The organism is Thermogemmatispora sp. (assembly GCF_042408735.1).
In the GTDB taxonomy this organism is placed as follows: domain Bacteria; phylum Chloroflexota; class Ktedonobacteria; order Ktedonobacterales; family Ktedonobacteraceae; genus Thermogemmatispora.
Window position 1 is genome coordinate 1 of the sequence record NZ_JBHOQV010000098.1, and the last position, 24968, is coordinate 24968.

The window sequence follows — 24968 nt, forward strand, 5'->3', positions numbered from 1 at the left end:
CCATTGAACGTCAAGCCGCGTCAAGAAATGGAGGAAGGTCATGGAGATTGTACCTGGCATTCACCGCCAGGAAGCCTACATCGGCAAGAAGCTGATGGCCCATCACTTGATCGTTGGCGAGCGCTCGCTGCTGGTCGACGCGGGCACGCCCGAGCTGGCCCGCGAGGTGCTTATTCCCTGGCTGGCCCAGGTGCTTGGCGACCCCGCTCACCTGGATATGATCCTGGTAACGCATGGCGATGTCGACCACTTCGGCGGCCTGGAGACCCTGCGTTCGGCCTGTCCGCGCGCGCTGACGCTGGTGCCAGCGCTTGATCGACGCTGGATCGAGGACGCCGAGGCGATCTTCCGCGAGCGCTATGACGCTTACCATGCCGATCATGGCCTGACCTACGCCCCGGAGATGACGCAGATGCTGCGCTCCTGGCAAGGGAATCCGATCCCCACAACCCTCGGTCTAGCCGGCGGCGAAGATATCCGCTGCGGGCCGGAGCTGATCCTCCAGGTCCTGCATGTACCAGGTCACACGCCCGGCCACTTGATGCTGTGGGAGCCCCGCCGGCGCGTGGCGATTATCGGCGATGCTCTCAATGGCGCTACCCAGATCGATCGCGATGGTGCTCCGACAGCCCCCCCTCCCTACACCGACCGCGATATCTATCTGACCTCGATCCAGACCATCGCTTCCCTGCAGCCGGCGATCCTGCTCACCGGCCACTTCCCTCTTATGCGCGACCAGGAGGTGACGAGTTTCCTGCAAGCAAGCCGCGATTTTGTCCTGCGCACCGACGCCGTGCTGGCCCGCCTGCTGGCCGAGGCCAGCGAGCCACTCACGCTCGCTCGTCTGATCGAGCTGGCTGACCCTCTGCTCGGTCCCTTTGGTTTCCCGCCCGACCTGGAATATGCCCTGGAAGCTCATATGCGCTGGTTGGAGCGCAACGGGCGCGCGCGCCGTCTCCAACACAAGGGAGTCGTGGCCTGGGAAGCCGTGAGCAGCTAGGCCCGCGCAATCCCAGTCAGCGCGCTGACGCCGTCTGTTCACTTGCCCAGCCACTTGGCGAAAGACCGGAGAGGGCCAGCGGGTGCCAGGCCACAAAGCGGGAGAGCTTCACTCACGAGGATGCTGTCGATTCGTTGAGGGAATCGGGCCTGCCTCTCCGTCTGAGAGCCGTTGCGCCGCTGCTCGTTGGTCGTATCGGGCCGCCAGACGGAGGACGAAGCTGTCACAGTCTACTTACTTCCTCAGCCGTGTGAAAGGAAGGAAGAGGAGCAAAGCTATGGGAATGCTTTCTGGTCGTCTTGCTCTGGTCACCGGTGCCGGGATGGGTATCGGCCAGGGGATTGCTATCGAGCTGGCGCGCCAGGGTGCCAGCGTTGCCGTTCACTATGCTCACAGCGAAGAGGGCGCCCGCGAGACGGTGGCGCGCATCGAAGCTCTAGGCGGCAAAGCGATAGCCATCAGAGGCAATCTGGCCCAGGTGGCCGAGTGCCGCCGGGTCGTCGACGAGGCCGCCCAGGGCCTCGGTGGTCTGGATATCCTGGTGAATAACGCGGGAGTCACTCGCGCCGATGATTTTCTTAAAATCAGCGAAGAGACCTACAACGAAGTCTTCGATCTCAATATGCGTGGCTACTTCTTCTGCGCACAGCAGGCGGTTCCCTATCTGCTCAAGCGGGGCGGTGGCTCGATCGTGAATATCACTTCGATTCATGGTTACGCTGGCTTTCCACGTCACTCGGCTTACGCCGCCACCAAGGGGGCCATCATCGCCTTCACGCGCGAACTGGCCATTGAGCTGGCCCCACAGCACATCCGCGTCAATGCCGTTGGCCCTGGCATCATCGAGGTACCGCGCTATTTCGCTATCCCGGGCTACACTCGCGAGCTGGGCAACAGCCTGGTTCCCTGGGGGCGCGTCGGTCACCCCGAGGATATCGGGCCTGCTGTCGCTTTCCTGGTCTCGGAGGCCGCTGAATTTATTACGGGCCAGGTACTCTTCGTTGACGGTGGCACCACCGCCCGCATGGGCCTGTGGTGGGACCAGGGAGAGACCCCTCAGTAGCTCCTCTAACCTGCCATCGCTCTACACCTGAGGCTGGCAAGAAGCAGGCTATCCCTGGGCCGGACCCGAAGGCAGCGTGCTGCCGATTTCTTTCCAGCCCTGGCCTTTCATTGCTGGCCTGCTTCTTGGCCTGGCCAGCCGGCGCGGCAACCAGCGGAGGATACCATATCAGAGGCTCCCTCATGCTCTTCTTCCGCCACAGAGAGCGGCTTCTCTTCCGAAGGTTCACATTGACGACCTGGCATTTTTGCAAAAAGCGATCTATAGTTAGTTCATAGATGGGGGGGAGGGAGGAAAGACGGTCAGCCGAGCTGCGGCTTTCGCCCGTTACAACCGCGGGCCACCTTCCGTTCCCAGCCAGACCCATCGTTATCTACTCACCATTCTATTCCAGGATAGCAGGAGAGACAGGAGAGCATGACCCGCAACGACAGAGGGCCGCTGCCGACTACCCCGGTGGAGCAGCGACAGCCCATGCCTGGGCCATCGGCGGCAACAGGCCGGGCCGTCGATGCTCAGGCAGCAACCATCATTGGTTGGATTCTGCAGGGCGGCGTCCTGGTGAGCGCCGCCGTTATTTTGGTTGGAGTGGCCTGGCTTTTTCTTCAACCAGGTGGTCCAGCAGCGACCAGCGTGGCCCGTTTCCCGCATTCGCTGTCCGATCTAGCGCTCAGCCTGGTTCAGTGGCAGGCGCCAGCACTGATTGTCCTCGGCCTGGTCTTGCTTATCGCCACACCGGTGCTGCGCGTCGCTACCTCAATCGTCGCTTTCGCTGTAGAGCGCGACTTTCGCTATGTAGCGATTACCCTGGTCGTGCTTCTGATCTTGCTCTATAGCCTCTTCTTCGGCGATCGCGGCGCGAGCACTGCCAGCGCAGCCCACCTGGCCAGCTTGAGGCATTTCCAGTTCTCCGGTGGCGTCTTCGCTCTCATCTTCGTTGGCTCGGTGGTGGCCGGGCTGCTCGGCTCCCTGATCGGCCTGGGGGGCGGTGTTCTCATTGTTCCCCTGTTGACGCTGGTTTTCGGCCTGCCCATTAGCTTCGCCATCGGCGCGAGCATCATCTCCGTGATCGCCACCTCCAGCGGTGCGGCAGCGGCTTACGTGCGCGATCGTATTACCAATATGCGAGTAGGGATGTTTTTGGAGCTGGCCACCACCACGGGAGCCATCAGCGGTGCCTTTCTAGCGGGACTGCTGGCTCCGGGCGTTCTGGGGGTTATCTTTGGCTTCATCCTGCTGCTGTCAGCCCTGCCCACGCTCTTTAAAATGGGCGAGGAACTCCCTTCGGGCGTGCAGAACGACTGGCTGGCGAGGCGCTTGAACCTGGCAAGCAGCTATCCCGATGAGCATCTTGGGCACGAGGTCAGCTATCAGGTGACGCGCACTCCGCTGGGCCTGATCCTGATGTACCTGGCCGGGGTCATCTCGGGCCTGCTGGGTATCGGCAGCGGCGCCTTTAAGGTTCTGGCCATGGATGTCGTCATGCGTCTGCCTCTGAAGGTTTCTACGACAACAAGCAATTTCATGATCGGGGTGACAGCGGCGGCGAGCGCCGGCATCTACTTTGCCCGCGGCGATATTCCGCCGTTGGTAGCCGCGCCTGTGGCGCTGGGCATTCTCCTCGGCGCCTTGATCGGCTCGCGCCTGCTCTCTCGCCTGAGCAACCGCGTTATTCGCTTAGTCTTTCTGCCGGTCATCGTGGCGACCGCCGTGGAGATGATTCTGCACGGCCTGGGCATCGGTAGCCTCTAGCCCGGGACGGAGGGAAGGGCACGGAAGAGCTTGTAAGCCTTGCATCGCGCTGGCCGTGCCCTTGATTTTTGGCCAGATTCTCTGGCATGATTGCAGGTGATTGTGACTAGTTGTTGCTCATACGGAGTAGAGTGTATCCTATGATCACCACTGCTGGTTTTCATCCACAGATTCGCCCCCCTTGCCAGCTCCTCATCTGTGCCCTCTGAGCAGCCACCTGGCTCTCGGCTCGGACAGCCCCTCGCGGGACAAGGTCGCCGGCGTGCAGGAGGCTTTGCAGCCCTCTCTCAGAGGGAGATTCGTGACCCGCTTCTTCGTCAGCGCCTGCGTGCTGAGTATGCTTGCGAGAAGCGAGCAAGGCGGGTCCAGCGCCAGCAGCGAGGAAGACCGTGCTTCTGGTCATTGCCTTCCTGGCCCCTCTGGAGCGGGCTGGCCAGGCATAGAAGCCGTCTCTCGCCGGTGGGAGAGACGGCTTCCTTCCGAGCAAAGACCGCCAGTCTGACTGGCTCAGTGAGCTTTCTCTAAGTCAGTAAGCAAGAAGACAGCCTTGCACAAGCTGTCGACGTTGTCCGCACGCTCTCAAGCACTACCAAAGAATCGAGGGAAGGTTACTGTGGGCTTTTCTTCCCCATCAGCGACAAGCCGGCACCGCGGTGAGCGGAGCCTGGCGGGTTTGGCTCCACTGGGAGCCTCTTGCCTCTGGGGAGGCATGTATGTTGTGAGTCGGGCCAGCTTTGGCGCCATTCCTCCGGTCACCTTGGGATTGCTCCGCCTCCTGTTGGGAGGGGCTGCTCTCTGGCTGGTGCTACGCCTGCGTGGCTCTCGCGAACACCTGCCGTCTCAGACGCGCTGGCGTTTGCCTTTGCTGGGTTTCTGTATTGCCGCTACCATCACAAGTCAGTTTCTGGGCACCGCCCTGGCCAGCGCTCACGATGGCGCCTTGCTGACCACGATTACCCCTCTCTTCATCGTGCCACTGGCCTGGCTCCTGCTTGGCGAGCGCCCGAGCTGGCGGGTCATCGCCGGCACCCTGCTGGCGTTGATTGGAGTAGTGATCATCGTTGGCAGCGAGCAGGGGGACGGTGGCGAGATCCAGGCCCACTCTGTGCTCTTGGGCGATGGGTTGCTTATTATCTCAGCCTTTTTCTGGGCCTTGTTTACTGTGCTCGGGACGCCACTGGTGCGTAAACACTCGGCCCTGGTGGTCACGACCTACGGTACCCTCTGGAGCCTGTTCTTTTTTGTTCCTCTGGCTCTCTGGGAGCTGTGCCAGCACCCTCCGCTCTCGTTCTCGCTCAGCTCTCTGGGCAGCGTACTTTACCTGGGGTTGGGAGCGACAGCCCTGGCCTGGTTTCTGTGGTATCGCGGCGTGGAACGGCTACCTACGGGCGTGGCGGCTATCTTCTTCTTCGCGCAACCACTAGTGGGCGGCCTGCTGAGCGCTCTCCTGCTCCACGAAGCTCTGGGAGCTGGCTTCTGGCTGGGCGGCCTGGTGTTGGCCCTGGGGATCGTGTTGGCTTCGCTCTGAGCCAGCTGAGAGCCTTCACCTTCTCTCTCGGGGAGGAAGAGGGAGCCGCTCTAAGCGGATCGCTCTCAGAGCCTCACGGCTGGCCCAGGAATCAGGACAGGTGAGGAAGCGCCTGCTACCTGGATAAGGTAGCAGGCACTTCCTCCGACCCTTGCGCGCCTGGGCGACATTTTAACGATATATTGCTATATGTGGAAGTAGAGAAAAAGCGAAACTAATCCGCCTGGCCCGCAAGCCGTGTATTGAGCAAAGCGGTGAGCTGAGTGAGAGCGCTTACAATGCGCGTCTCCAGCGCAACCATCTCGTCCTTGATGCGCGTCTCCAGCGCAGCCATCTCGTCCTTGATGCGCGTCTCCAAAGCTGTCATCTCTCCACTGAGGCGCTTCTCCAGGGCCGTCATCTCGTCCTTGATACGCGTCTCCAAAGCTGTCATCTCTCCACCGAGGCGCTTCTCCAGGGCCGTCATCTCGTCCTTAGTAACCATCCTCTCTTCGATAGAGGCAACGCGGTGCCCCAAAGCTTCTAGCTGTCCCTCCACCTTCTCCATGCGCTGCTCCAGCACCTCTAGCCGCCCTTCTACCTTCTGCATGCGCTGCTCCAGCACCTCCATCCGCCCTTCTATCTTCTCCATGCGCTGCTCCAGCACCTCTAGCCGCCGCTCCACCTTCCCCATGCGGGTCTCTAGCTGATCTACGCGCCTTCCAAGAACCTCCATCCGCCCTTCCATCTTCTCCATCCGCGTTTCCAGCCCCCCCATGCGCTTCTCAAGGCCGATCATACGGCTCTCCAGGCTGCCGGTGCGCATCTCCAGTAGCGCCGTTCGCTCCTGAATCCCTCGCACATCCTCGCGGGTTGCCACCAGTAGCGTCTCCAGGCGCTGAAAACGGGTCTCGACCTGTCGCTCGCTCCGTAGCTGATACTCAGCCAGTTGTCGGAAACTCATCTGCAAATCGGAGGCCAGCCCTTTGACCTCCGCACTGAGTATGGCAATGGCCTGCTCCTGGGCCCTCACGCGGCTGATCAGCCAGGATTGCTCTAAAGACATCCTCGACCTGACTCCCTTCTCTCGAATGAGCGGCAAGCAAACCCAGAGAGGACGGACCGCCCTGAAGCTTGCACGCCATGGGACGGCGCTGACTCGCGCCCTGGTGAGAGGATAGCACAGCCAGGCACCAAAAGCAAGTCATTCAAGAGACACATTCATTCCTTTTTATAGATACACAAGAAAGATGAAAATTATCTTAAACACAGTCTCCTTGCCTCAAAAGAGGCGGCAGAGCTGACAGGAATCGGGAAAGATCCGGCGATAGGGGGAGGAAGACAGGAGCGGTAGCTAAGCGAGAATAACCTCGATGCCCAGCTCCCGCAGACGGACCAGCGTCTCTCCATCCAAGCCGCTATCGGTGATAATCGTATCGATGGCCTGCAGCGGCGCCACCGTTGTCAACATAACCTTACCAAACTTGCTATGATCGGCCACCACAATGCGCCGCCGTGCCCGCTCAATCATCGCTTGTTTGGTCCCAGCCTCCTCAAAATTGAACTCGGTCAGACCGTGCTCAACCGTGATCCCGCCGACGGCAATAAAAGCCTTGTCCACCTGAAAGCTGCGCAGCGTGCGCTCGGCCAGGTGGCCAACCAGCGACAGCTCGCTTGGACGTAGCTTTCCTCCCACGACAATGACTTGAATAGCCGATTGGTTGGCCAACTCCAAAGCCGCGCGCAGATTCGTCACCAGCACCGTCAGATTGCGCTTCCCTTTGAGGGCCCGCGCGATCTCCAGTGTCGTCGTCCCCACATCAAGGATCAGGCTCTCCCCATCGTTGACCAGCTCCACGGCGCGTGCAGCGATGCGGCGCTTCTCCTCGGCGTGCTCAGTCTCGCGCGCACTAAAGGGCGGCTCATAGCTGGCCCCCCGCAGGCTAATCGCTCCTCCGTGCACCCTCCTGATCAGACCCTGCTCCTCCAGATCCTGCAAATCCCTGATCACCGTAATGCTGGAAACAGCAAAGCGCTGCGCCAGGTCACGTACCGAGACCACTCCACTGGATTCTATAATCTCAAATATCTTCCTTCTACGTTCTTGAGCAATAATCTTGTTTTCCTTTTTCATTCAGCAATTACTCCCTCAATTGATCCCCCTCACTCCGTCTGGCCGCCAGGCGGACGAACAGATCGGGCCATCAACCCCTTCTCCTTGCCCTGCCCGACCTCCCGCTCAGGCCCTACCGAGCATTGTACCATGTCCTGTCCCCAGAGCAGGCGGTCCGCCGCTCTTGCCCCGCCTGAACGGGCGATCCTCTGTCCAGCCCTCCCATCTGGAAGAAATCGTGCCAAAAAAGCAAGAGGGGAAAAAGCAGCCAGAGCATTACCCTTACCTAGAGTCTTCTCTGGCGGCGTCTTTAGAGCAGAGTACCAATCGCCGGATGCTAAGGGGCATCCAGCGAAGTGCGTACTGCCCTGCTAAACAGCTGAGTTGAGATGAGGAGGAGACATGGCCAAAGTCGATATTCACGAAACCACAAGAGCTGCTCGTGATATGCAAGAGCAGTATTTTCGGACCACCGATCGTCTGCCGGGCGAGCTGTGGTACTGGGCTGCTCTGGTCTCAATCATTACCTCTGCAGTGCTTTTCTTGAGCGGTAAGCGCGACTGGGGGCTGTTTGTTGGCCAGTGGCCGCCAGCCTTTTTGCTCTTCGGCATCTTCCACAAGCTGCTGCGCCCGGCGCGCAGCCAGCTCTAACCAAGGCGCGCAGGCAGGCCAATCCTGCACGTCAGCGTCCTTCAACGGTAGGCAGAAGGGCGGAAGGAGGAGAGGACCGGCAGGGTCCAACCAAGGGGTAGCTTTATCCCCTGGCTCGAGCCGGAGGACCGGACTTCTGTCCCGGTCGTTTCTCCTTCTTCCGCCCCTAGCTTTTCCCCTTCCAACAGAGGGGAGTCAGCCCGCCGCCTAGAGCGCCTCCTTCCTCCCAAAGCGACGCAGGCGTAAGGCATTCCCCACTACCGAGACGGACGAGAGAGCCATCGCCGCTGCCGCGAAGATCGGGGCCTGCTCCTTGAGGAAAGGAATCAGAGGCGAGAGTATCGCGGTTGGGATGAGCACGACGTTGTAGGCAAAGGCCCAGAAGAGATTTTGTTTGATGGTGCGCAGCGTCGCCCGCGAGAGGGCCAGGGCGGTGGCCAGGCTGCGCAGATTTCCCTTCACCAGAACAATATCAGCCGTCTCAAGAGCAATATCGCTGCCGTTGCCCATCGCGATGCCGACATCGGCCTGGGCCAGGGCGGGGGCATCATTGATACCATCGCCCGCGAAGGCTACGGTCAGTCCCTGCTGCTGCAGGCGGCGTACCTGCTCGGCCTTCTCCGCAGGCAAGAGACCGGCCAGCACGCGCTCGCTGGGAATACCAACCTGAGCGGCAATGGCGCGGGCGGTGCGCGGCCGATCGCCACTCAGCAGCCAGAGCTGTAGCCCCTGGGCCTGCAGTTGGCGCACCGCCTCAGCAGAGCCAGGCTTGAGAGTATCAGCCATCGCCAGCAAGCCCGCCAGGCGACCAGCAACGGCCACCAGCATCAGCGTGCTTCCCTCCTGCTCCAAACGCTCCAGCTCAGCGCGCACCTTGCCCAGGTCCAGGCCGCACTCCTCCAGCAAGCGAGGGCCACCTATCAGGACCGCTTGTCCCTCCAGCACGGCCTCCAGCCCCCGACCAGGCAGCGCCGTTAGCCGCTCGGGCCTGCGCACCAAGGAGAGGCCCCGCTGACGAGCGGCCTCTACCACCGCCCGCGCCAGCGGGTGCTCTGAGCCTTGCTCGACCTCGGCAGCCAGGCGCAGCAATTCGGATTCGTCCCAGGGAGCGAGGGCCAGCAGGGCTGTCAGCCGCGGCCTGCCACGCGTCAGAGTTCCCGTCTTGTCAAAGAGCACTGCCTTCACCGCCTGAATACGCTCCAGGCTCTCACCACCCTTGATCAGAATACCCTGCTCAGCCCCCACCCCGGTCCCCACAATGATCGCCGTAGGGGTTGCCAGCCCCAGGGCACAGGGACAGGCCACTACCAGGACGGCCACGGCGGCGATCAAGGCCCTGACCCAACCTGCAGCCCCCAGGTCGCTCATGGTCCCCGCCAGCCCCCAACCAAGGAAAGTCAGCAGAGCAATGGCGAGCACCGCTGGCACGAAGACTCCCGCTACCTGATCGGCCAGACGCTGCACAGGGGCCTTGCTGCCCTGGGCCTGCTCAACAAGACGAATAATCTGGGCCAGCAGCGTATCCGCCCCGACACGCGTGGCCCGCATGGTCAGCAGCCCATCCCCATTGATCGTGGCCCCAATCAGCGGATCGCCTTCGCCTTTCTCGACAGGCAGGCTCTCGCCAGTGACCATCGACTCATCGACCACAGAGTGACCGGTCACCACCAGGCCATCAACCGGTATCTGCTCGCCTGGACGAACGACGAGCAGGTCACCGGGCCTGACCTGAGCAATCGGCACCTCGCGCTCCTGGCCATCGCGCAGGACATGGGCGCTGCGCGGCTGCAGCCCGATCAGGCGGCGGATGGCCTGCCCGGCCTCCCCTCTGGCCCGCGCCTCCAGGTAGCGCCCGAGATAGATCAGGGTAATAATGAGGGCAGCAGTATCGTAGAAGGTCGGCTCGTTGGCCAACTGCGGCAGCACAGTGGCAAACAGGCTCAGCAGATAAGCCGCCGTCGAACCCGCCGAGATGAGAGTATCCATCGTAGCCGCCCCATGCCGCAGATTCTTGAGCGTATTGCGGTGAAACTCCCAGCCAACCACTGCCCAGACCGGCGTAGTGAGCAGCAGCAACAGATAGTTCTCCCCAGAAAAACGGTCCATGAAAAACATGCTCAAGATGACAACGGGCAGCGAGAGGGCGATCGCCATCAGCAGCAACCACAGACGACGACGGGCCGCCCGCTGCTGAGCCAGGGTCACCTCCGAGACTCCCGACAGGTCCTCACCACCTCCGTTCCCTCCCCCAAATCCTGCCTCCTGAGCACGCCCTTCCAGCCGATCTTTATCTGCAGCCTCTTCCTCCTGCACAGCAGGCCCAACCAGCGGCAGCGCCTCATAGCCAAGCTGCTCAACTTTTTGGACCATCAGCGTCGGGTCAACCAGCCCGGGATCATAGAGCACGGTAGCCTGCTCGGTAGCAAAATTAACATTGGCCTCTTTGACGCCCGGCAGGCGCTGGAGACCACGCTCAATACGTCTGGCGCAAGAGGCACAGCTCATGCCCTCCAGAGCCAGACGGAGAGAAGCTAGCTCTTCCGATCCAGAGCGCTCTATAGTGCGACGCTGTCCGTCAGGATCAGTCAGATGCGTTGTCATAGTGCCTTACTCCTTGTGCTTGGCGCTGACCCATACCCCCCCGGTAGGGGTCTAAGAAGAAGATAGCACATGAAGGCAAGCCTGTCAAATGTCCTTTCGCCGAAGCCGTGCTGGACCAGCCAACGGGCGGTGGTGCTGTGGTATAATGTAGGCAACTGCAAGCCAGTGAAAGCCTATCCAGGGGGGAGAAGCGTGACCAACCCTTCAGCCAGCCAGGCGGGGGCAGCTCGTCGGATTCTTCGCCGTTTCCGCGGCCTGCAAGCTCATTTGCAGCCGGGCGAAGAGCCGCTCGGCAGTCGGCCCGTGATCTGGCACAGTCAGGAGCACGGCGCCGTGGCCTGTGACGTCATCCTCACCAATAGGCGCCTGCTCGGCTATTACCAAACACGCTTTCCGCGCTCGCGCCTTTTTCTAGAGGCTATTCCGCTCCAAGAGATCACCTCTCTCACGCAGCGCATCCCTCAGAGCAAGTCGCTCCTGCATGAACTGCTGATTATCTCGGGGCAGGGGCAGGTTCTCCTGCGTGCTCCACGTCGCAGCATCGAGCAGCTATGCGAGGCCATTCGTCTTCTCAAGGAGGGAGCCAGCCAGGAGAGAGAGGCGGCCTCGTCCTCAGCGGTAGCTGCGGGCGGAGAAGAAGAGCCAGAGAGGGAGCCGCCTTTGCGCCTCGCCCGCCAGCAGCTTGTTGGCAGTGCCGAGCGCTCACCCGCCGCCATTGCCGCAATCTTCGCCTGTGGCCTCATCCTCGAAATCATCGCCGTCTTTCTCTGGGCGACCACTGGCAGCCTGGCCACCAGCCTGCCACCCTTTGGAGCCGGCCTGCTGGCTGTCCTGACCGCTATCCTTGTCTATCGGCAGCGCTAGCCTCCCCCAGGTCCCGCCCGACCCAGGAGCGCTTCCAGCCTTTGCCCCCTTGTTAGCTGAGGCTGCTTTGGCCGTTAGCCAGCAACGTTGACACGTTCTTTTTGCGACAGGTACAATACAAAGGGCCTGGTAAATACAGCGATTGGCCTGCTCGGTCTATCCAATAGCGAGAGAATCTGTGCAGACGTAAGGCGCCCGGGGCAGTCCTCTCTTCTGACGAACGCAGACAGCACGCGGCCCTTTTCCGACGGAGAATGGCAAAGAAGGCGCTGCCGTTCTTCTTTGCTGAGAAGGAGCCATCTTACGCAGTTGTAGGCTGTCTTGTGTCTTGCGCCTTTGCTCGCACATAGGTAAGATGAGGCAACAACGAGATGAAGATCTTCGTCTGTGTAAAGCAGATTCCAGACCCCAACACCGTCGAAAGCAAACTTGATCCCGCAACAAAACGGCTGGTGCGCACAGGGGTCTCGCTGGTGCTTGACCCGGGAGACGAGACAACGATCGCGGCAGCGATCAAGCTGCGCGATAGTCTCGGCAACAGCGAGCTGACGGCGATCAGCATGGGTCCGACCAGCGCCCAGGAGGCCCTGAGGCGCGCCCTGGCGATGGGCGTTGACCGTGCCATTCTGATCAGCGATCCGGCCCTGGCCGGCTCCGATGTGCTGGGCACGGCTCGGACATTGGCCGCCGCCCTCAAGCGCGAGAATCCCGATCTCATTTTCTGCTCGACAGAGAGCACCGATGGTTACACCGGCATGGTGCCCGGGGCCATCGCCGAGTTTCTGGGCCTGCCCCAGCTCACCTTCGCGCGTGAGATCACTGTTGAGGGGACAAAGGCCGTCATCAAGCGTGTTACCCAGACCGGCTACGAGGTTGTCGAGAGTCCTTTGCCGGCAGTGGTCACCGTCGCCAGCGGATCTTTTGAAGCGATCTACCCGACGATGAAGGGCATCATGAGCGCTCGCAAGAAGCCCTTCAGCCAGTTGAGCCTGAGCGATCTCGGGCTGGAAGCGTCGCAGGTTGGAGAGGCCGGTGCCCGCGAGCAGGTGCTTTCCATTGGCAAGGCCGAGGCCCGCGCCGCCGGACAGATTATTAAGGATGAGGGCAACGCTGCCGAGATCATCGCCGACTTCTTGCAGCGTCACCAGTTGCTCTAGGAGGAGTGCAGGTTATGGCAAAAACGATCTGGGTCCTGGTTGAAATTGAGGATGGCCGGCCAGCTCGCTCGTCTCTAGAGGTGCTCAGCAAGGCGGCCCATCTGGGACGTGCCGAGGCGATCGTGCTCGGCTCCGCTGCCGCCACGGTGGCCCCCTCCCTGGGCGAGTTCGGCGCCGAAAAGGTCTATGTCCACGCCGATCCCACCTACGACACCTACCTGACGCTCCCCGCCGTCGATACGCTGAGCGACCTGCTGCAGCGGCAGCAGCCCGATCTTCTGCTCTTCCCCACAACCTACGATGTGCGCGACATCGCCGCCCGCCTGAGCGCCCGCCATAATCTGGGCCTGATCACCGATGCCACCGACCTGCGCTACGAGGGCGATCGCCTGGAGGTGACGGTCCCCTGGGGCGGGGAGAACGTGGTGGTGGCAACCCATCCCTACCAGGGCACAGGGATCGTGCTGGCACGCCCGAAAGCTTTCTCGGTAGAGCGTTTCGAGGGCCGTCAGGCCGAGATCGAGCAGCTCTCGGTGACGCTGCGCCCCGAGTCGCAGCAGATGAAGATTCTCGACCGCGTCGAGGTCCAGAGCGAAGGCCCCGCCCTGGAGGACGCCAGCATCATCGTGAGCGGAGGCCGCGGCCTGGGGAAGCCCGAGAATTATCGCCTGGTCGAAGAGCTGGCCAGCGTGCTGGGTGGCGCGCCAGGCGCAACACGCGCTATCGTCGACGCCGGCTGGCTTCCCTACAGCTATCAGATCGGCCAGACCGGCAAGACAGTCAAGCCAACCCTCTATATCGCCTGCGGTATCAGCGGCGCGATTCAGCATCTGGCCGGTATGAAAGGCTCGAAGTATATTGTGGCCATCAATAAGGATGAGCACGCGCCGATCTTCTCGGTCGCCGACCTGGGCGTCATCGGCGACGTGCTGACTATCCTGCCTCAGCTGATCGAGGAAGTGAAGAAGCGCAAGGCTCAGCTCTAGCTTCAGCTCGTTCTCGCTGACGCATAAGCAGGCAAGAAGCAACTTACTACTGCGGTGGGGCACGGCTGCCGCTGCAAGGTGGCAAGCAGGCAGAAAGGCAGGGCGACGGGGCCCCGCCGCCTTTAAGGGAGGTTGTCATGGCACCCCCTGCCATTTCTCCGACCGGGGGCTGGATTGGGACGACCATCTTTGTGGTGATTTTCCTGGCGGCGCTGACGGTCTTCGGCCTGCGCGTTGGGCAGTTGGTGACCTTGCTGGCCAAAGCGCGCCGCGAGGATCGCACCGATCATCTGGAGGAGCGCATCGGCGATTTCCTGCTGGTGGTGCTCGGCCAGAGCGGTGTCCTGCGCGATCCCATCCCCGGCCTGGCACACTTCTTCACGTTCTGGGGCTTTATCATTATCCAGTTTGGGCTGCTCAACCTGATTCTGGGAGCTTTCAACGGCTCGCTCCCATTGATCGGCCACGATCATACCTTTGCAGCCCTGCTCGATCTGTTTGTACTTTTCGTGCTGGTCTCGCTGATCGTCTTCGCGGTCCGGCGCGGTATTGTGCGGCCTCGACAGCTATCTAGCCGCCTGCATGGCCCGTGGGACGGCTTTATCATCCTGGGCCTTATCTTCCTGGTTCTCCTGACGCTGGCCCTGGTCGAAACCTTCGGCTTCGCCGCCAGCCACGGCGAGGAGTGGTCGCTGCTCGGCTCCTGGTTCGGCCCGGCCTTCTATGGCCTGGGTCCGGCGACCAACGTGGTGCTCTACCGCGTCTTCTGGTGGGCCCACATTCTGACGGTGCTGGGCTTCCTGGTCTATCTGCCAGGCTCAAAGCACCTGCATTTGATGGCTACGCCTTTCAACGTTTTCTTCCGCAACTATGGTCCCCGCGGCGCACTCCCGCTGCTGGAGAACCTGGAGGAGCGCGAGGACTACGGCGTCTCGAAGGCCGAGCAGTTTACCTGGAAGCAGCTGCTAGATGGCTACGCCTGCACAGAGTGCGGTCGCTGTAATACGGTTTGTCCGGCGACCAATACCGGCAAGCCTTTGCTGCCCAAGGAGATTATCCTGGGCGTCAAGGAGTCTCTGCTGGATCGCCGCCACGAGATTCTGGGCGAGCCAAATCTTTTCCAGAAGTTGCCGCTGGCCGATGTGCGGGCGGCCAACGGCCATGAGGAGATTCAGCCTCTTGTGGGTGGGGTCATCAGCAAGGAAGCACTCTGGGCCTGCACGACCTGTAGCGCCTGCATGGAGATCTGCCCGGTCTCGATCGAGCACGTGCCCAAGATCGTGGATATGCGGCGTCACCTGGTGATGGAGGAGAGCGATTTCCCGCCCGAGGTGACCTCGCTCTTCAACAATATTGAGCGCAATGGCAATCCGTGGGAGATCAGCAACGATCGCCGCGCGGAGTGGGCCGCCGGCCTGGGCGTGCCCCTGATGGCAGAGAACCCCGATGCCGAGGTGCTCTACTGGGTCGGTTGTATGGGCTCCTTCGACCAGCGTAACCGCAAGGTGGCCACGGCACTGGTCAAGATTCTGCAGGCTGCAGGGGTGAATTTCGCTATTCTCGGCCCCGAGGAGTCGTGTACGGGCGATCCGGCTCGCCGCATCGGCAATGAGTACCTCTGGCAGATGATGGCTCAGCAGAATATCGAGGTGCTCAATAGCTACGGCTTTAATACGGCTCAGACAGAGACGGCCCACAATGGCCATCACGAGCAGCCGGCCCGCACCCGCACGATTATTACGGCCTGCCCTCACTGCTTCAATACCATTAAGAATGAGTATCCCCAGCTCGGCGGCCACTATGAGGTGATCCACCACAGCGTGTTTATCGATCGCCTGATCAAGGAGGGCCGCCTCCAGCTCCCCGCCAACTTCGACCGCCGGAAGCTGACCTACCACGACCCATGCTATATCGGTCGCTATAATGGGGTCTACGAGGAGCCACGCCGCGTGCTGACGGTCCTCAATAGCAATGGGGTGACGGAGATGCGCCGCAACCGCAATAAGAGTTTCTGTTGCGGCGGCGGCGGCGGTCGCGCCTGGATGGAGGAGAAGATCGGGAAGCGGGTCAATCAGGCCCGCGTGAATGAGGCTCTGGAGACCGAGGCCGAGGTCCTGGCCGCAGCCTGCCCGTTCTGCATCACGATGTTCGAGGATGGGGTGAAAGGCGTGGAGGCCGAGGAACGTCTCCAGGTCGAGGATATCGCTGAAATCGTGGCCCGCGCTCTGGAGGAGGCTGCAACTACGACGACAGCCCGCGCCGGCCAGTAGTTCTTTCTTTTCTCTGTCTTTTCGCTCTCTCTCCTCCATGTCTCTCCCTTGAGTGAGGCGCCCCGGTCGACTGGACCGGGGCGCTTTCTTTGCCTTCCCCCACTCAGGCCATTGTTAGAGTTGTGTTAGAAGATTGTCTGAAAACCGTTATATGACTTGACATTTTTTGTAAGATAGACTATACTATGGACGGACGAACGAAAGAGCGGGTGCCGGCGGAGGCCGGGGAACCGCCAGCGTCAGGGGCGTGCCCCTGACCAGGCTGGCGCCTATCCGGCTCCGCCCGGCGGGTGACGGTTGTTGTCTGTCTGTCTGTCTGTCCGGATTGGCTGGGGGTCTGGGTGGATGTGGAAAGTGGAAGATGGCGATGGTGCCGCAGGTGGGTTGGGTTCAGTGGCAAGGGAGGCGCGCGAGGAGAAGCAGCCAGGGAGTCACGGTCTTGTGATAGCCGGCTTGAGTTGAAGGAGGTGTGAGCGATGACGACGCTGCTGCAGTTTGATCCTTTCCGGGAGGCGTTGAGCCTGCGCAAGGCAATCGATCAGCTCTTTGAGCAGAGCTTTGTCCGCCCCGGTTGGCCGCTGGCGAGCCGCCAGGGGCCAAGCGCTCTGCTGGATGCCTACGAGACGGAGCAGGGGTATCGGGTGCGCTTCCTGGTGCCTGGTGTGAAGCCGGAGGATCTGGATGTGAGCATCCAGCAGAATACGCTGACGCTTAAGGGCCAGTTGCCGGCCTTCGTCGGCTCGGACGAGCAGGTGCGCTGGCTGGCCCAGGAGATTACGCCTGGCCATTTTGAGCGCAGTATTACTTTCCCCAGGCCCATCGATGCCGATCACGTGGAGTGCACCTACGAGCACGGTGTCCTGACGCTCTGGTTGCCGATTACAGAGGAGAGTCGCCCGAAGCATATCAGTGTGCGCAGCGGCTCGGGTCAGCCGCTGACGGTTGAGTCGAGTCTCGCCCGGTAATCGCTTGCTCATTCGCTGGCTGAAGCGAGAGCAGGGGCGGGGCTACGGCTGTCTAAGCTGGGACGGGGCGCCGCTCCTGCTCTCCCAAGCCTGGATGCCGATCTGCTTCTTGGTCGCCGGCGGCAGCTATTCCGCCTGCCAGGGAAGCAGGACGGCTGGTCGCTGGCGCCCGTCGATTCTTCGCCTCGGGACAACTGCCAGACGGCACCGATCTGCAGGTTGTAAGCAGGCAGACAGGTAGAGAAAGGAGCGGGGGCGGCCTTCCTTTGAGCGAAGAGTCGCTCCGGTCTGTGCTGATGTAGGCGACCTGAATAAGGAAAGGAAAGGAGGAGAGGACCATGAACGCGCTTCTTGCCACCGGTCTCTTGCTGTTGCGTCTGACGCTCGGTCTCATCATTATGGCTCATGGTGCTCAGAAGCTGTTCGGCCTGTTTGGTGGTCATGGGCTGCACGGTACTCAGGAGATGATGAACCGGCTGGGACTGCAGCCGGCTCCATTCTGGGCCTGGGTAGTGGCCCTGGGCGAGTTTGGCGGTGGCCTGTTGGTGGCGCTGGGTCTGCTGACTCCTCTGGCGGTGCTGCTTCCGATCGGCTCCATGCTGGTGGCGATCGCTAGAGTCCATTGGGCTAAGGGCTTCTGGAACAGTCAGGGCGGCTTTGAGTTCAATCTGGCGCTGCTGATGATGGGCGTAGTGCTCGGACTAACGGGCGCTGGCAGCTTCTCACTGGACCAGGTGCTCAACTTCGCTCCGCCTCAGCCGCTGACCTTCTTGATCGGGCTGGTGGTCCTGGTCGTGCTCCTGTTGATCCTGATCCCGCTGGGCAGTGCGCTGGCCCGACGCTCACAGGAGCCGGCTGGGGGGACAGCTCACTCCTGACGGCTCCTGAGCTGGGCCACCCCGGCGCTGCTCAGTTGAGGCTGAGAAGGCGGGTGCTGACCAGCGTTCTTGTGGCGCATCGGTCAGCACCCCTGCTTTTTTTGTTTTTGGGGTCAGTGAACCCGCCTGTCAGCTTAGTCCTGGCGTTCGGAGGCGGTGGGCTGCAGCGGAACGCCAGCGAGACCCGTCACCTGGGGTCCTTTGCCGGCCCGCACCAGCGAGCAGGCTATGGCCACAAGGCAGATGAGGGCCGAGGCCACAAAGGCATGATCCATGGCGGCGGTGAAAGCCTGGGCAATGGCGGGGGCCAGGTGGCCAACCGTTCCCAGGAAGACGCTGGCCACCAGGGCCGGTGGCATCGAGACAGCGGCTACGTCCAGGGCGACGGCGAAGCTGAAGATCATGCCTACGTTGCGCAGGGTGTTGAGGGTAGCTGAGGCTACGCTCAGATGGCTGCGCGGGGCCGCACTCATAGCAGTGCTGGTGTTAGGCGACCAGAAGAAGGAGCCGCCGATGCCCATGAGGGCCAGAACGAGGGCGAGCTGCCAGTAGGGCGTGGTCGGCGTCAGCAGGCCGAGCAGGAGCAGGGCCAGCGCCTGAAGGGCCAGGCCAACGGTTGCCGGTATGGCTCCGCCGATCCGATCAGCCCAGCGCCCACCTAGCGGCCCTACCAGGGAGATGAAGAGGGGCAGGGGCAGAATAAGCAGGGCCGCCACCAGGGGCGAGTAGCCACGCACGCCCTGCAGATAGAAGATGACCAGGAAGTTGACGGCAAATACGGCCAGCGATTGGAGCATGGCGGCCAGGACAGAGAAGGCGTAGACGCGGTTGCTGAACAGGCTCAGGTTGAGCATGGGATAGGCGTAATGGCGCTCACGCCAGAAGAAGACGAGCAGCGCTACAAGGCCAATGAGCAGGAGAGCCACAATGAGTGGCGAGCGCCAGCCAACGCTGATGCCCTCTAGCAGGCCAAAAAGAAGCCCCACCAGGCCAATACAGAAGAGGAGAGCGCCGAGAATGTCGAAGCGCTCACGCCGCCCCCGCGGGGCGATCTCGTGGAGGAGAAAGTAGGCAGCCAGCATCCCTACCAAACCGACAGGCAGGTTGACCAGGAAGATCCAGCGCCAGCTCGCGAGCGAGAGGATGAGTCCCCCGAGAACAGGACCTAGAACGCTGCCCGCTCCCCAGGTGATGGAGTTGAAGCCCATAGCGGTGCCACGCTCGCCCGGGGGAAAGACTTCGGTGATGATGGCCATAGCGTTGGCGTTGAGCATGGCCCCCCCAGCTCCCTGCAGCACACGGGCCGCAATGAGAAAGATGTCGTTGGGAGCCAGACCACAGAGAACCGAGCCGATGGTGAAGACGAGAAAGCCCAGATTATAGAGGCGGACCCGCCCAAACATGTCGGCCATCCTGCCAAAGGAGAGCAGCAGCACGGTGCTGATGAGCAAATAGCTGGTAATGACCCAGGTCATGCGCACTAGATCGGAATGTAGATCCTGCAGCATGGCCGGCAAGGCCAGAATGACGATGGTGGAGTCGATGGCAACCATCAGGGAACCCAGGGTGACAACGGAAAGCGCGATCCATTTGTATTGCAGCTTCTTCATGATGCGGTGCCCATCTACAATCAGGTCTGCCAGTCGGGCAGCGGCGGGCAAGATGCAATAGAGGAGCTGCCACTGGCTCTAGAGGCCCCTCGCCTCTCGGCACTGATCTGACGACCCGCCGTTTCGCCTGCGGCCATCGCCGCCGATACCGAGCGCCAGCAGCCCACCCCAGCGCTGCCCGCCCAACGCCCCACCGGGGGAAGGAAGCGCCAGGCCGCTCGCTCCATTGGCCGCTCCTCCCTCTCTCTTTTTTCATCATAGCACAAATCGATCGAGAGCTGTCGATCTTTATATGGACATATGAATCATTTTCGCTTAAAAACATTTTCTGAGGGAGAGGTGGCCTTCAGCCTGGCGAAGCCTGCGGCGCTCGCTCCGGATACCTTCCAGCCGGGGAGTCGGCGAGAGGAAGGAAAGCTCGTCGCTCCAGCGCTGGCCCCAGGAGCGGCCTTTGGAGAGGCGAGCCAGTCAGGTCAAGGCAGCCAGGGCAAGAGGGGCAGCCGCGGGTCGCCTTCGTCAGAAGTAAGCCTTCGTCAGAAGTAAGGAGCCACCCCTCTCGCCCGAGCGAGCCAGACAAAAAGGAAAGGGCGCTGCCCTTGCCCTTGGTTGAACCTAAGCCGAGGCGCGCGCCAGCAACTCGCGCGCGATCACCAGGCGCTGAATCTGATTCGTGCCCTCGTAGATCTGGGTAATTTTAGCATCGCGCAGCATCCGCTCCGCAGGATACTCCTTCATGTACCCGTAGCCGCCCAGAATCTGGATGGCGTCGCTGGTCACCTCCATCGCAATGTCCGAGGCGAACATTTTGGCCATCGAGGAGTACATGGTAAAGCGCTCCTCGCCGCGATCGATCATCTCCGCCACATTATAGACCAGCAAACGCGCTGCCTCGATTTTGGTGGCCATATCGGCCAGCATAAACTGAATGCCCTGATTTTCAGCGATCGGGCGCCCAAACTGCACCCGCTGCCTGGCATAGGAGAGAGCCAGATCCAGCGCTCCCTGGGCAATGCCTACCGCCTGGGCTCCAATGCCAGGCCGCGTGCGATCCAGTGTACGCATAGCAATGCGGAAGCCATCACCCTCCCGCCCAATCAAATTCTCGGCTGGCACCTCACAATCGTTAAAGATCAGCTCCGCGGTCTGTGAGCCTTTGATCCCCATTTTATCCTCAATGCGCCCCACGGCAAAGCCCGGAAAATCGCGCTCCACGATAAAGGCACTGATGCCACGTGTCCCGGCCTGGGGATCAGTCAGGGCAAAGACCGTATTGACCTGCGCCAGGCCCCCGTTGGTAATGAAGCGTTTTGAGCCATTCAGAATGTAGCGGTCGCCCTTGCGCACGGCCACCGTGCGCATCGCCGCCGCATCAGAGCCAGAATCGGCCTCTGTCAGGCCGAAAGCCGCCAGCCACTCGCCACGCGCCAGGGGCGGCAAATACTTGCGCTTCTGTTCCTCGCTGCCAGCCAGCAAGATCGGCATGGCCCCGAGCTGCTGCACAGCCAGCAGCAGGCCCGTGGTGGCACAACAGCGAGACAGCTCCTCGATCGCCCGCACCACCGCCAGCTTGGTTGAGCCGAGGCCACCGTACTCGACCGGGAAGGGCATAGCATAGATATCCTGCTGGGCCAGCAGCTCTTTCATGTCCCAGGGGAATTCTCCTGTGCGATCTATCTCCGCCGCGCGTGGCGCCACGCGCTCGCTGGCAATTTCGCGAATCGCAGCAATCAGCTCCTCTTCTTCGGGGGAGAGATGAGAAACCGCCATATACAACGCTCCTTTGCTGGATATCGATCAGATACAAAGCACAAGACACAACCATCGTGTTTTGGAATATACCACAGAGAGGCGGCCTTCGTGCCAGAGGCCAGCGCCCGTTGAAGAGGAGAGGGCGGCCCTGCCGCCCGGGCGTGAGGCTTAGCCCTCGCGGCGGGCCCGCTGTTGCAGCTCGTAGAGTTTGCTGATGGCCTCAATGGGTGTCAGGCTCTCGATATCCAGGGTCTTCAGCTCCTCGATGACGGGATGCGACTCAGAGGCAAAGAGCGTCATCTGCCAGCCCAGCGGCATGGTCATATCCTTCATAGCCTTGCGGCGGGCCTGGGCCTCGCCCTTGCGCTCTAACTCCGCCAGGATCTCCTGAGCGCGGTGGATCACTGGACGCGGGATGCCGGCCAACTCGGCCACATGTACCCCATAGCTGCGATCGGCGCCACCTGGCACAATCTTACGCAGAAAGACAATCCGCCCCTCCTCTTCGCTGACTGCCACGTTGAAGCAGCGAATGCGAGGGAGCACCCGCGCCACCTCTACTAGCTCATGATAGTGGGTAGCAAAGAGGGTCCGCGCCCCACAGCGCTTGTTGTTATGCAAATACTCGACCACCGCCCGCGCGATCGCCAGGCCATCGTAGGTGCTGGTGCCGCGTCCGATCTCGTCGAGAATCACCAGGCTGCGCGGCGTCGCATGGTGCAAAATATTGGCCGTCTCCACCATCTCGACCATAAAGGTGCTCTGACCCGTGGCCAGGTCGTCCTGGGCTCCAATGCGCGTGAAGATGCGGTCCACGATGCCAATGGTGGCCGCCTGGGCCGGTACATAGCTGCCGATCTGGGCCATCAAGGTGATCAAGGCCACCTGGCGCAGATAGGTCGATTTGCCCGCCATATTGGGCCCAGTGATGATGAGAATCTGGGCCTCATGATTCGAGAGTTCCGTGTCGTTGGGAACAAAGGGGACCTCGGGCTGGGCCTGCTCTACCACCGGATGGCGGCCCGCGACGATGCGAATGGTATCCCCATCGTTCAGCTCGGGGCGGCAATAGTTATTGCGGGCCGCCACCTCGGCCAGGCTCAGGTAGACGTCAATCTCAGCCAGGGCGTGGGCCGTGGCGAGTACCCGCTCGGCACCTTGAGCGGCAATCTCGGCGCGAATCTCGGCGAACAGCTCGCTCTCCAGCTTGTTAATGCGCTCGCGAGCATTGAGAATGGTCGCCTCGTACTCTTTGAGTTCGGGCGTCACAAAGCGCTCGCTGTTGGTCAGGGTCTGGCGCCGCTGGTAATCGGCAGGGACCCGCTGCTTATGAGCATTGGAGACCTCGATGAAGTAGCCGGTGTTCTTGTTGTAGCCCACCTTGAGGGAGCTGATGCCGGTGCGGGCGCGCTCGCGCTGCTCCAGCCGCTCCAGCCAGCGCTGTCCATCCTGGGAGATAGCGCGCAGGCGATCGAGTTCCTCGTTGAAGCCGGAGCGAATGATGCCCCCCTCGGAGGTGCTCGCCGGTGGCTCCGCTACAATGGCGCCTTCAATGAGGGCGATGATGTCTTCTGTATCGGCCAGCCGCTGCAGCAGGGCCGCCAGCGAGGGCATGGTGCCGAGGGTCGTCGCCCCCTCCTCGTCGGCAGTCAGATCAGCGCGGATCTCTGCCGCCGCCCGCAGGCTGCTGGCCAGGGCGACCAGGTCGCGCGGACTGGCGATACGCTGGCAGACTCGGTTGATCAGGCGCTCGACATCGCCGATCTTCTTGAGGATCTCGCCCAGGCGAGCCCGCAGCAGTGGGGCCGCTAACAGCTCTGCAATCACTTCCTGGCGCCCACGTAGGGCGGCAATATCCAGAAGCGGCTGACCGAGCCAGCGGCGTAGCAAGCGCCCACCCATCGGGGTGCGCGTGCGATCCAGCACCCAGAGCAGCGAGCCTTTGAACGAGCCACTGCGCCCGCTCTCGAAGAGTTCCAGGTTGCGCCGCGTGTGGGGATCAAGTGTCATAAAGCTGGCGGTCGAGTAGGTTTCTAGCGCGGTGAGTTGGGGCACAATCTCCTTTTGTGTCTCTTGCACATAGGCCAGAACGGCCCCGGCGGCGCGGATCGCCAGCGGCAGCTTCTCGCAGCCGAAGCCCTCCAGGGAGGCGACGCCAAAGTGAGTTTGCAGGCGGTGACGGGCATCAGCCTCACTGAAGAAGCGAGCATCGTAGGGGGTCACATGGCCGGCCAGCCCTTTAAAGAGGCGTGCCAGAGGAGCAAAATCCTCGTCCTCGTCCTCATCCAGCCCTTCCTGCTCCCCCAAGAGGGCCGCCGCCCCATCGGGATCGCCATTGCTTCCAAGACGAGGCACCGGCTTCTCGCTCATCACCGCCGCCAGCCAGCGCCGCTTGCGGTTGCTTTGCTGGCTGTAGTGGGCCTCCACCAGGACCTCTGCCGGTGCGATGCGCGCAATCTCTTGCTGCAAGGTCAGTTCCGGCTCGCCGGTGGCGATCTGGGTTGTCGCGAATTCGCCCGTGGTAATGTCTACATAGGCCACCCCAACCGCGTTGCGGCCCATGACTGCCGCCGCCAGAAAGTTATTGCGCTTGGCCGCCAGCATGGCCGGTTCAACCACTGTCCCCGGGGTCACAATGCGCGTCACCTCGCGCTCCACCAGTCCCCGCGAAAGGGCTGGATCACTGACCTGCTCGCAGACGGCTACGCGGTAGCCTTTGCTCACCAGACGAGCAATGTAGCTCTCGGCGGCCTGGTGTGGCACTCCGGCCATTGGGGCCTTCTCCCCACGGCCAAAGTCGCGTCGCGTCAGGGCGATCTCCAGCTCCCGCGCCACAATTTCGGCGTCCTCGTCGAACATTTCGTAGAAGTCGCCCATGCGGAAAAAGAGGATGGTATCGGGATAACGCTCCTTGATGGCGAGATATTGAGAGCGGATCGGGCTATGGTTGCTTTGCTGACCTCTCTCGTACTCCTCAAATAGCACGGTTCACCTCTCCCAGAGACTCTTGGCGTGATGCTTAGTTTACCCCGAAACGGAGGCTTTGTAAAAGCGTTCTGGCCATCCTGACGCCGCCTTTGCGGCCTCCCCCTAGCTGTTCAGTCCTACCCAGTTGCCAGTATGATCAGCTTTTGCATATACTTTGAACATCCCCGTGTGGGCTGGAGGAACCACGTCGTGCGGCCCGGCTCTCCCAGGCGCGGTCTCTTCCTCCTATCTCGCTCGTAAGGTCAGCTCGTGCATGAGCGCAGAGACGCCGGCTATATATACTGATGAGCACGCATCGATAGATCTGCTATTGAACGGTGCACCATGATGACTGCAAACGGGTCTCCATTGAGCGACGTTGAGCTGTCTCTCTTCTCCTGGCATCTCCATATTCCTCTTCCGCTGGGAGTGCTGCTTCTGCTCTCCTTCCTCTTGGGCGCACTGGTCTTCTATGTGATCGCGGTTCTGGCCTCGCTGAGGGACCGGCGGGAGCTGGAGCGGCTGCGCAAGCGTGTGGAAGAGCTTGAGCGAGAGAAGGCAGCAGCCTTGCAGGCCGCACAGGCGGCGCGCATTCCGTCCGGCCCCCTTCCACAGATGCCCTCGGTTGTCCCCATGCCTGGTATTCCCGGCATGCCTGGCCCCGGCGGGTCGCTCGGCCACCATCTCGGCCCTCCCACTGGCTTTCCACCTGGGGGCTACTAAAGCGGTAGTTGGTGTTGCTCAGCCCGACCGTTCTGACCGCTGTGCGTCAGGAAGGCTGTGCTCTTTGGCTTGAGGGCGGTCCGCCCGAGGGCGAGCAGAGGTTGGGGGGCAG

At 61.7% G+C, this 24968-nt stretch carries 18 protein-coding genes and 1 pseudogene; 13 read left to right on the plus strand and 6 right to left on the minus strand.

What is annotated here, in order from left to right; translation table 11 throughout:
• Positions 1–40 precede the first annotated feature (40 nt).
• The 5 genes and pseudogenes from ACFMO7_RS08490 to ACFMO7_RS08510 all read left to right on the plus strand — a co-directional run bounded on the left by ACFMO7_RS08490 (position 41) and on the right by ACFMO7_RS08510 (position 5343).
• On the plus strand, positions 41–1000 hold the full coding sequence (locus ACFMO7_RS08490) for an MBL fold metallo-hydrolase (protein ID WP_376795058.1): 960 nt from the start codon (positions 41–43) through the stop codon (positions 998–1000).
• Between the two features lie 277 nt (positions 1001–1277).
• Positions 1278–2063 carry an SDR family NAD(P)-dependent oxidoreductase gene (locus ACFMO7_RS08495; protein ID WP_376795059.1) on the plus strand — a complete coding sequence of 262 codons (786 nt, stop codon included), beginning with the start codon at positions 1278–1280 and terminating at the stop codon, positions 2061–2063.
• Positions 2064–2537: 474 nt separating this feature from the next.
• A pseudogene (locus ACFMO7_RS08500) lies at positions 2538–2894 on the plus strand (DUF1634 domain-containing protein); the annotation flags it as partial.
• A 99-nt stretch (positions 2895–2993) separates the two neighbouring features.
• Positions 2994–3815: a sulfite exporter TauE/SafE family protein gene (locus tag ACFMO7_RS08505; RefSeq protein WP_376795081.1), complete on the plus strand. Its 822-nt coding sequence runs from the start codon at positions 2994–2996 to the stop codon at positions 3813–3815.
• A gap of 613 nt (positions 3816–4428) precedes the next feature.
• The gene (locus tag ACFMO7_RS08510; protein ID WP_376795060.1) at positions 4429–5343 is read left to right on the plus strand and encodes a DMT family transporter; all 915 of its coding nucleotides are present in this window, start codon (positions 4429–4431) and stop codon (positions 5341–5343) included.
• 214 nt (positions 5344–5557) lie between these two features.
• Here the strand turns inward: ACFMO7_RS08510 and ACFMO7_RS08515 are convergent, their stop codons facing one another.
• On the minus strand, positions 5558–6388 hold the full coding sequence (locus tag ACFMO7_RS08515) for a hypothetical protein (protein ID WP_376795061.1): 831 nt from the start codon (positions 6386–6388) through the stop codon (positions 5558–5560).
• A 288-nt stretch (positions 6389–6676) separates the two neighbouring features.
• Complete coding sequence (locus ACFMO7_RS08520) at positions 6677–7456, minus strand: DeoR/GlpR family DNA-binding transcription regulator (protein ID WP_376795062.1); 780 nt, start codon at positions 7454–7456, stop codon at positions 6677–6679.
• Positions 7457–7837: 381 nt separating this feature from the next.
• On the opposite strand from ACFMO7_RS08520, the gene ACFMO7_RS08525 reads away from it, so the two are divergent.
• The gene (locus ACFMO7_RS08525) at positions 7838–8086 is read left to right on the plus strand and encodes a hypothetical protein (protein ID WP_376795063.1); all 249 of its coding nucleotides are present in this window, start codon (positions 7838–7840) and stop codon (positions 8084–8086) included.
• Positions 8087–8293: 207 nt separating this feature from the next.
• On the opposite strand, the gene ACFMO7_RS08530 is transcribed toward ACFMO7_RS08525, so the two are convergent.
• Complete coding sequence (locus ACFMO7_RS08530; protein WP_376795064.1) at positions 8294–10687, minus strand: heavy metal translocating P-type ATPase; 2394 nt, start codon at positions 10685–10687, stop codon at positions 8294–8296.
• A 69-nt stretch (positions 10688–10756) separates the two neighbouring features.
• Between ACFMO7_RS08530 and ACFMO7_RS08535 the strand changes: the two genes are divergently transcribed.
• The 6 genes from ACFMO7_RS08535 to ACFMO7_RS08560 all read left to right on the plus strand — a co-directional run bounded on the left by ACFMO7_RS08535 (position 10757) and on the right by ACFMO7_RS08560 (position 17807).
• On the plus strand, positions 10757–11551 hold the full coding sequence (locus tag ACFMO7_RS08535) for a TRIC cation channel family protein (protein WP_376795065.1): 795 nt from the start codon (positions 10757–10759) through the stop codon (positions 11549–11551).
• Positions 11552–11922: 371 nt separating this feature from the next.
• Complete coding sequence (locus tag ACFMO7_RS08540; protein ID WP_376795066.1) at positions 11923–12708, plus strand: electron transfer flavoprotein subunit beta/FixA family protein; 786 nt, start codon at positions 11923–11925, stop codon at positions 12706–12708.
• A 14-nt stretch (positions 12709–12722) separates the two neighbouring features.
• Positions 12723–13694: an electron transfer flavoprotein subunit alpha/FixB family protein gene (locus ACFMO7_RS08545; protein ID WP_376795067.1), complete on the plus strand. Its 972-nt coding sequence runs from the start codon at positions 12723–12725 to the stop codon at positions 13692–13694.
• A gap of 137 nt (positions 13695–13831) precedes the next feature.
• Complete coding sequence (locus tag ACFMO7_RS08550; RefSeq protein WP_376795068.1) at positions 13832–15964, plus strand: (Fe-S)-binding protein; 2133 nt, start codon at positions 13832–13834, stop codon at positions 15962–15964.
• Between the two features lie 476 nt (positions 15965–16440).
• Positions 16441–16929 (plus strand): Hsp20/alpha crystallin family protein, encoded by a 489-nt coding sequence (locus ACFMO7_RS08555; RefSeq protein ID WP_376795069.1) that lies wholly within the window; start codon positions 16441–16443, stop codon positions 16927–16929.
• A 338-nt stretch (positions 16930–17267) separates the two neighbouring features.
• Complete coding sequence (locus tag ACFMO7_RS08560) at positions 17268–17807, plus strand: DoxX family protein (RefSeq protein WP_376795070.1); 540 nt, start codon at positions 17268–17270, stop codon at positions 17805–17807.
• Positions 17808–17941: 134 nt separating this feature from the next.
• Here ACFMO7_RS08560 and ACFMO7_RS08565 read toward each other — a convergent pair whose 3' ends face one another.
• The 3 genes from ACFMO7_RS08565 to mutS form a co-directional block, all read right to left on the minus strand.
• Positions 17942–19417, minus strand: coding sequence for an MFS transporter (locus tag ACFMO7_RS08565; protein WP_376795071.1), 1476 nt, complete (start codon positions 19415–19417; stop codon positions 17942–17944).
• A gap of 612 nt (positions 19418–20029) precedes the next feature.
• Complete coding sequence (locus tag ACFMO7_RS08570; RefSeq protein WP_376795072.1) at positions 20030–21184, minus strand: acyl-CoA dehydrogenase; 1155 nt, start codon at positions 21182–21184, stop codon at positions 20030–20032.
• Between the two features lie 150 nt (positions 21185–21334).
• Positions 21335–24151 (minus strand): DNA mismatch repair protein MutS, encoded by a 2817-nt coding sequence (mutS, locus tag ACFMO7_RS08575; protein ID WP_376795073.1) that lies wholly within the window; start codon positions 24149–24151, stop codon positions 21335–21337.
• 327 nt (positions 24152–24478) lie between these two features.
• Here mutS and ACFMO7_RS08580 point away from each other — a divergent pair, with 327 nt between their 5' ends.
• Positions 24479–24856: a lipopolysaccharide assembly protein LapA domain-containing protein gene (locus ACFMO7_RS08580; RefSeq protein WP_376795074.1), complete on the plus strand. Its 378-nt coding sequence runs from the start codon at positions 24479–24481 to the stop codon at positions 24854–24856.
• Positions 24857–24968 lie beyond the last annotated feature (112 nt).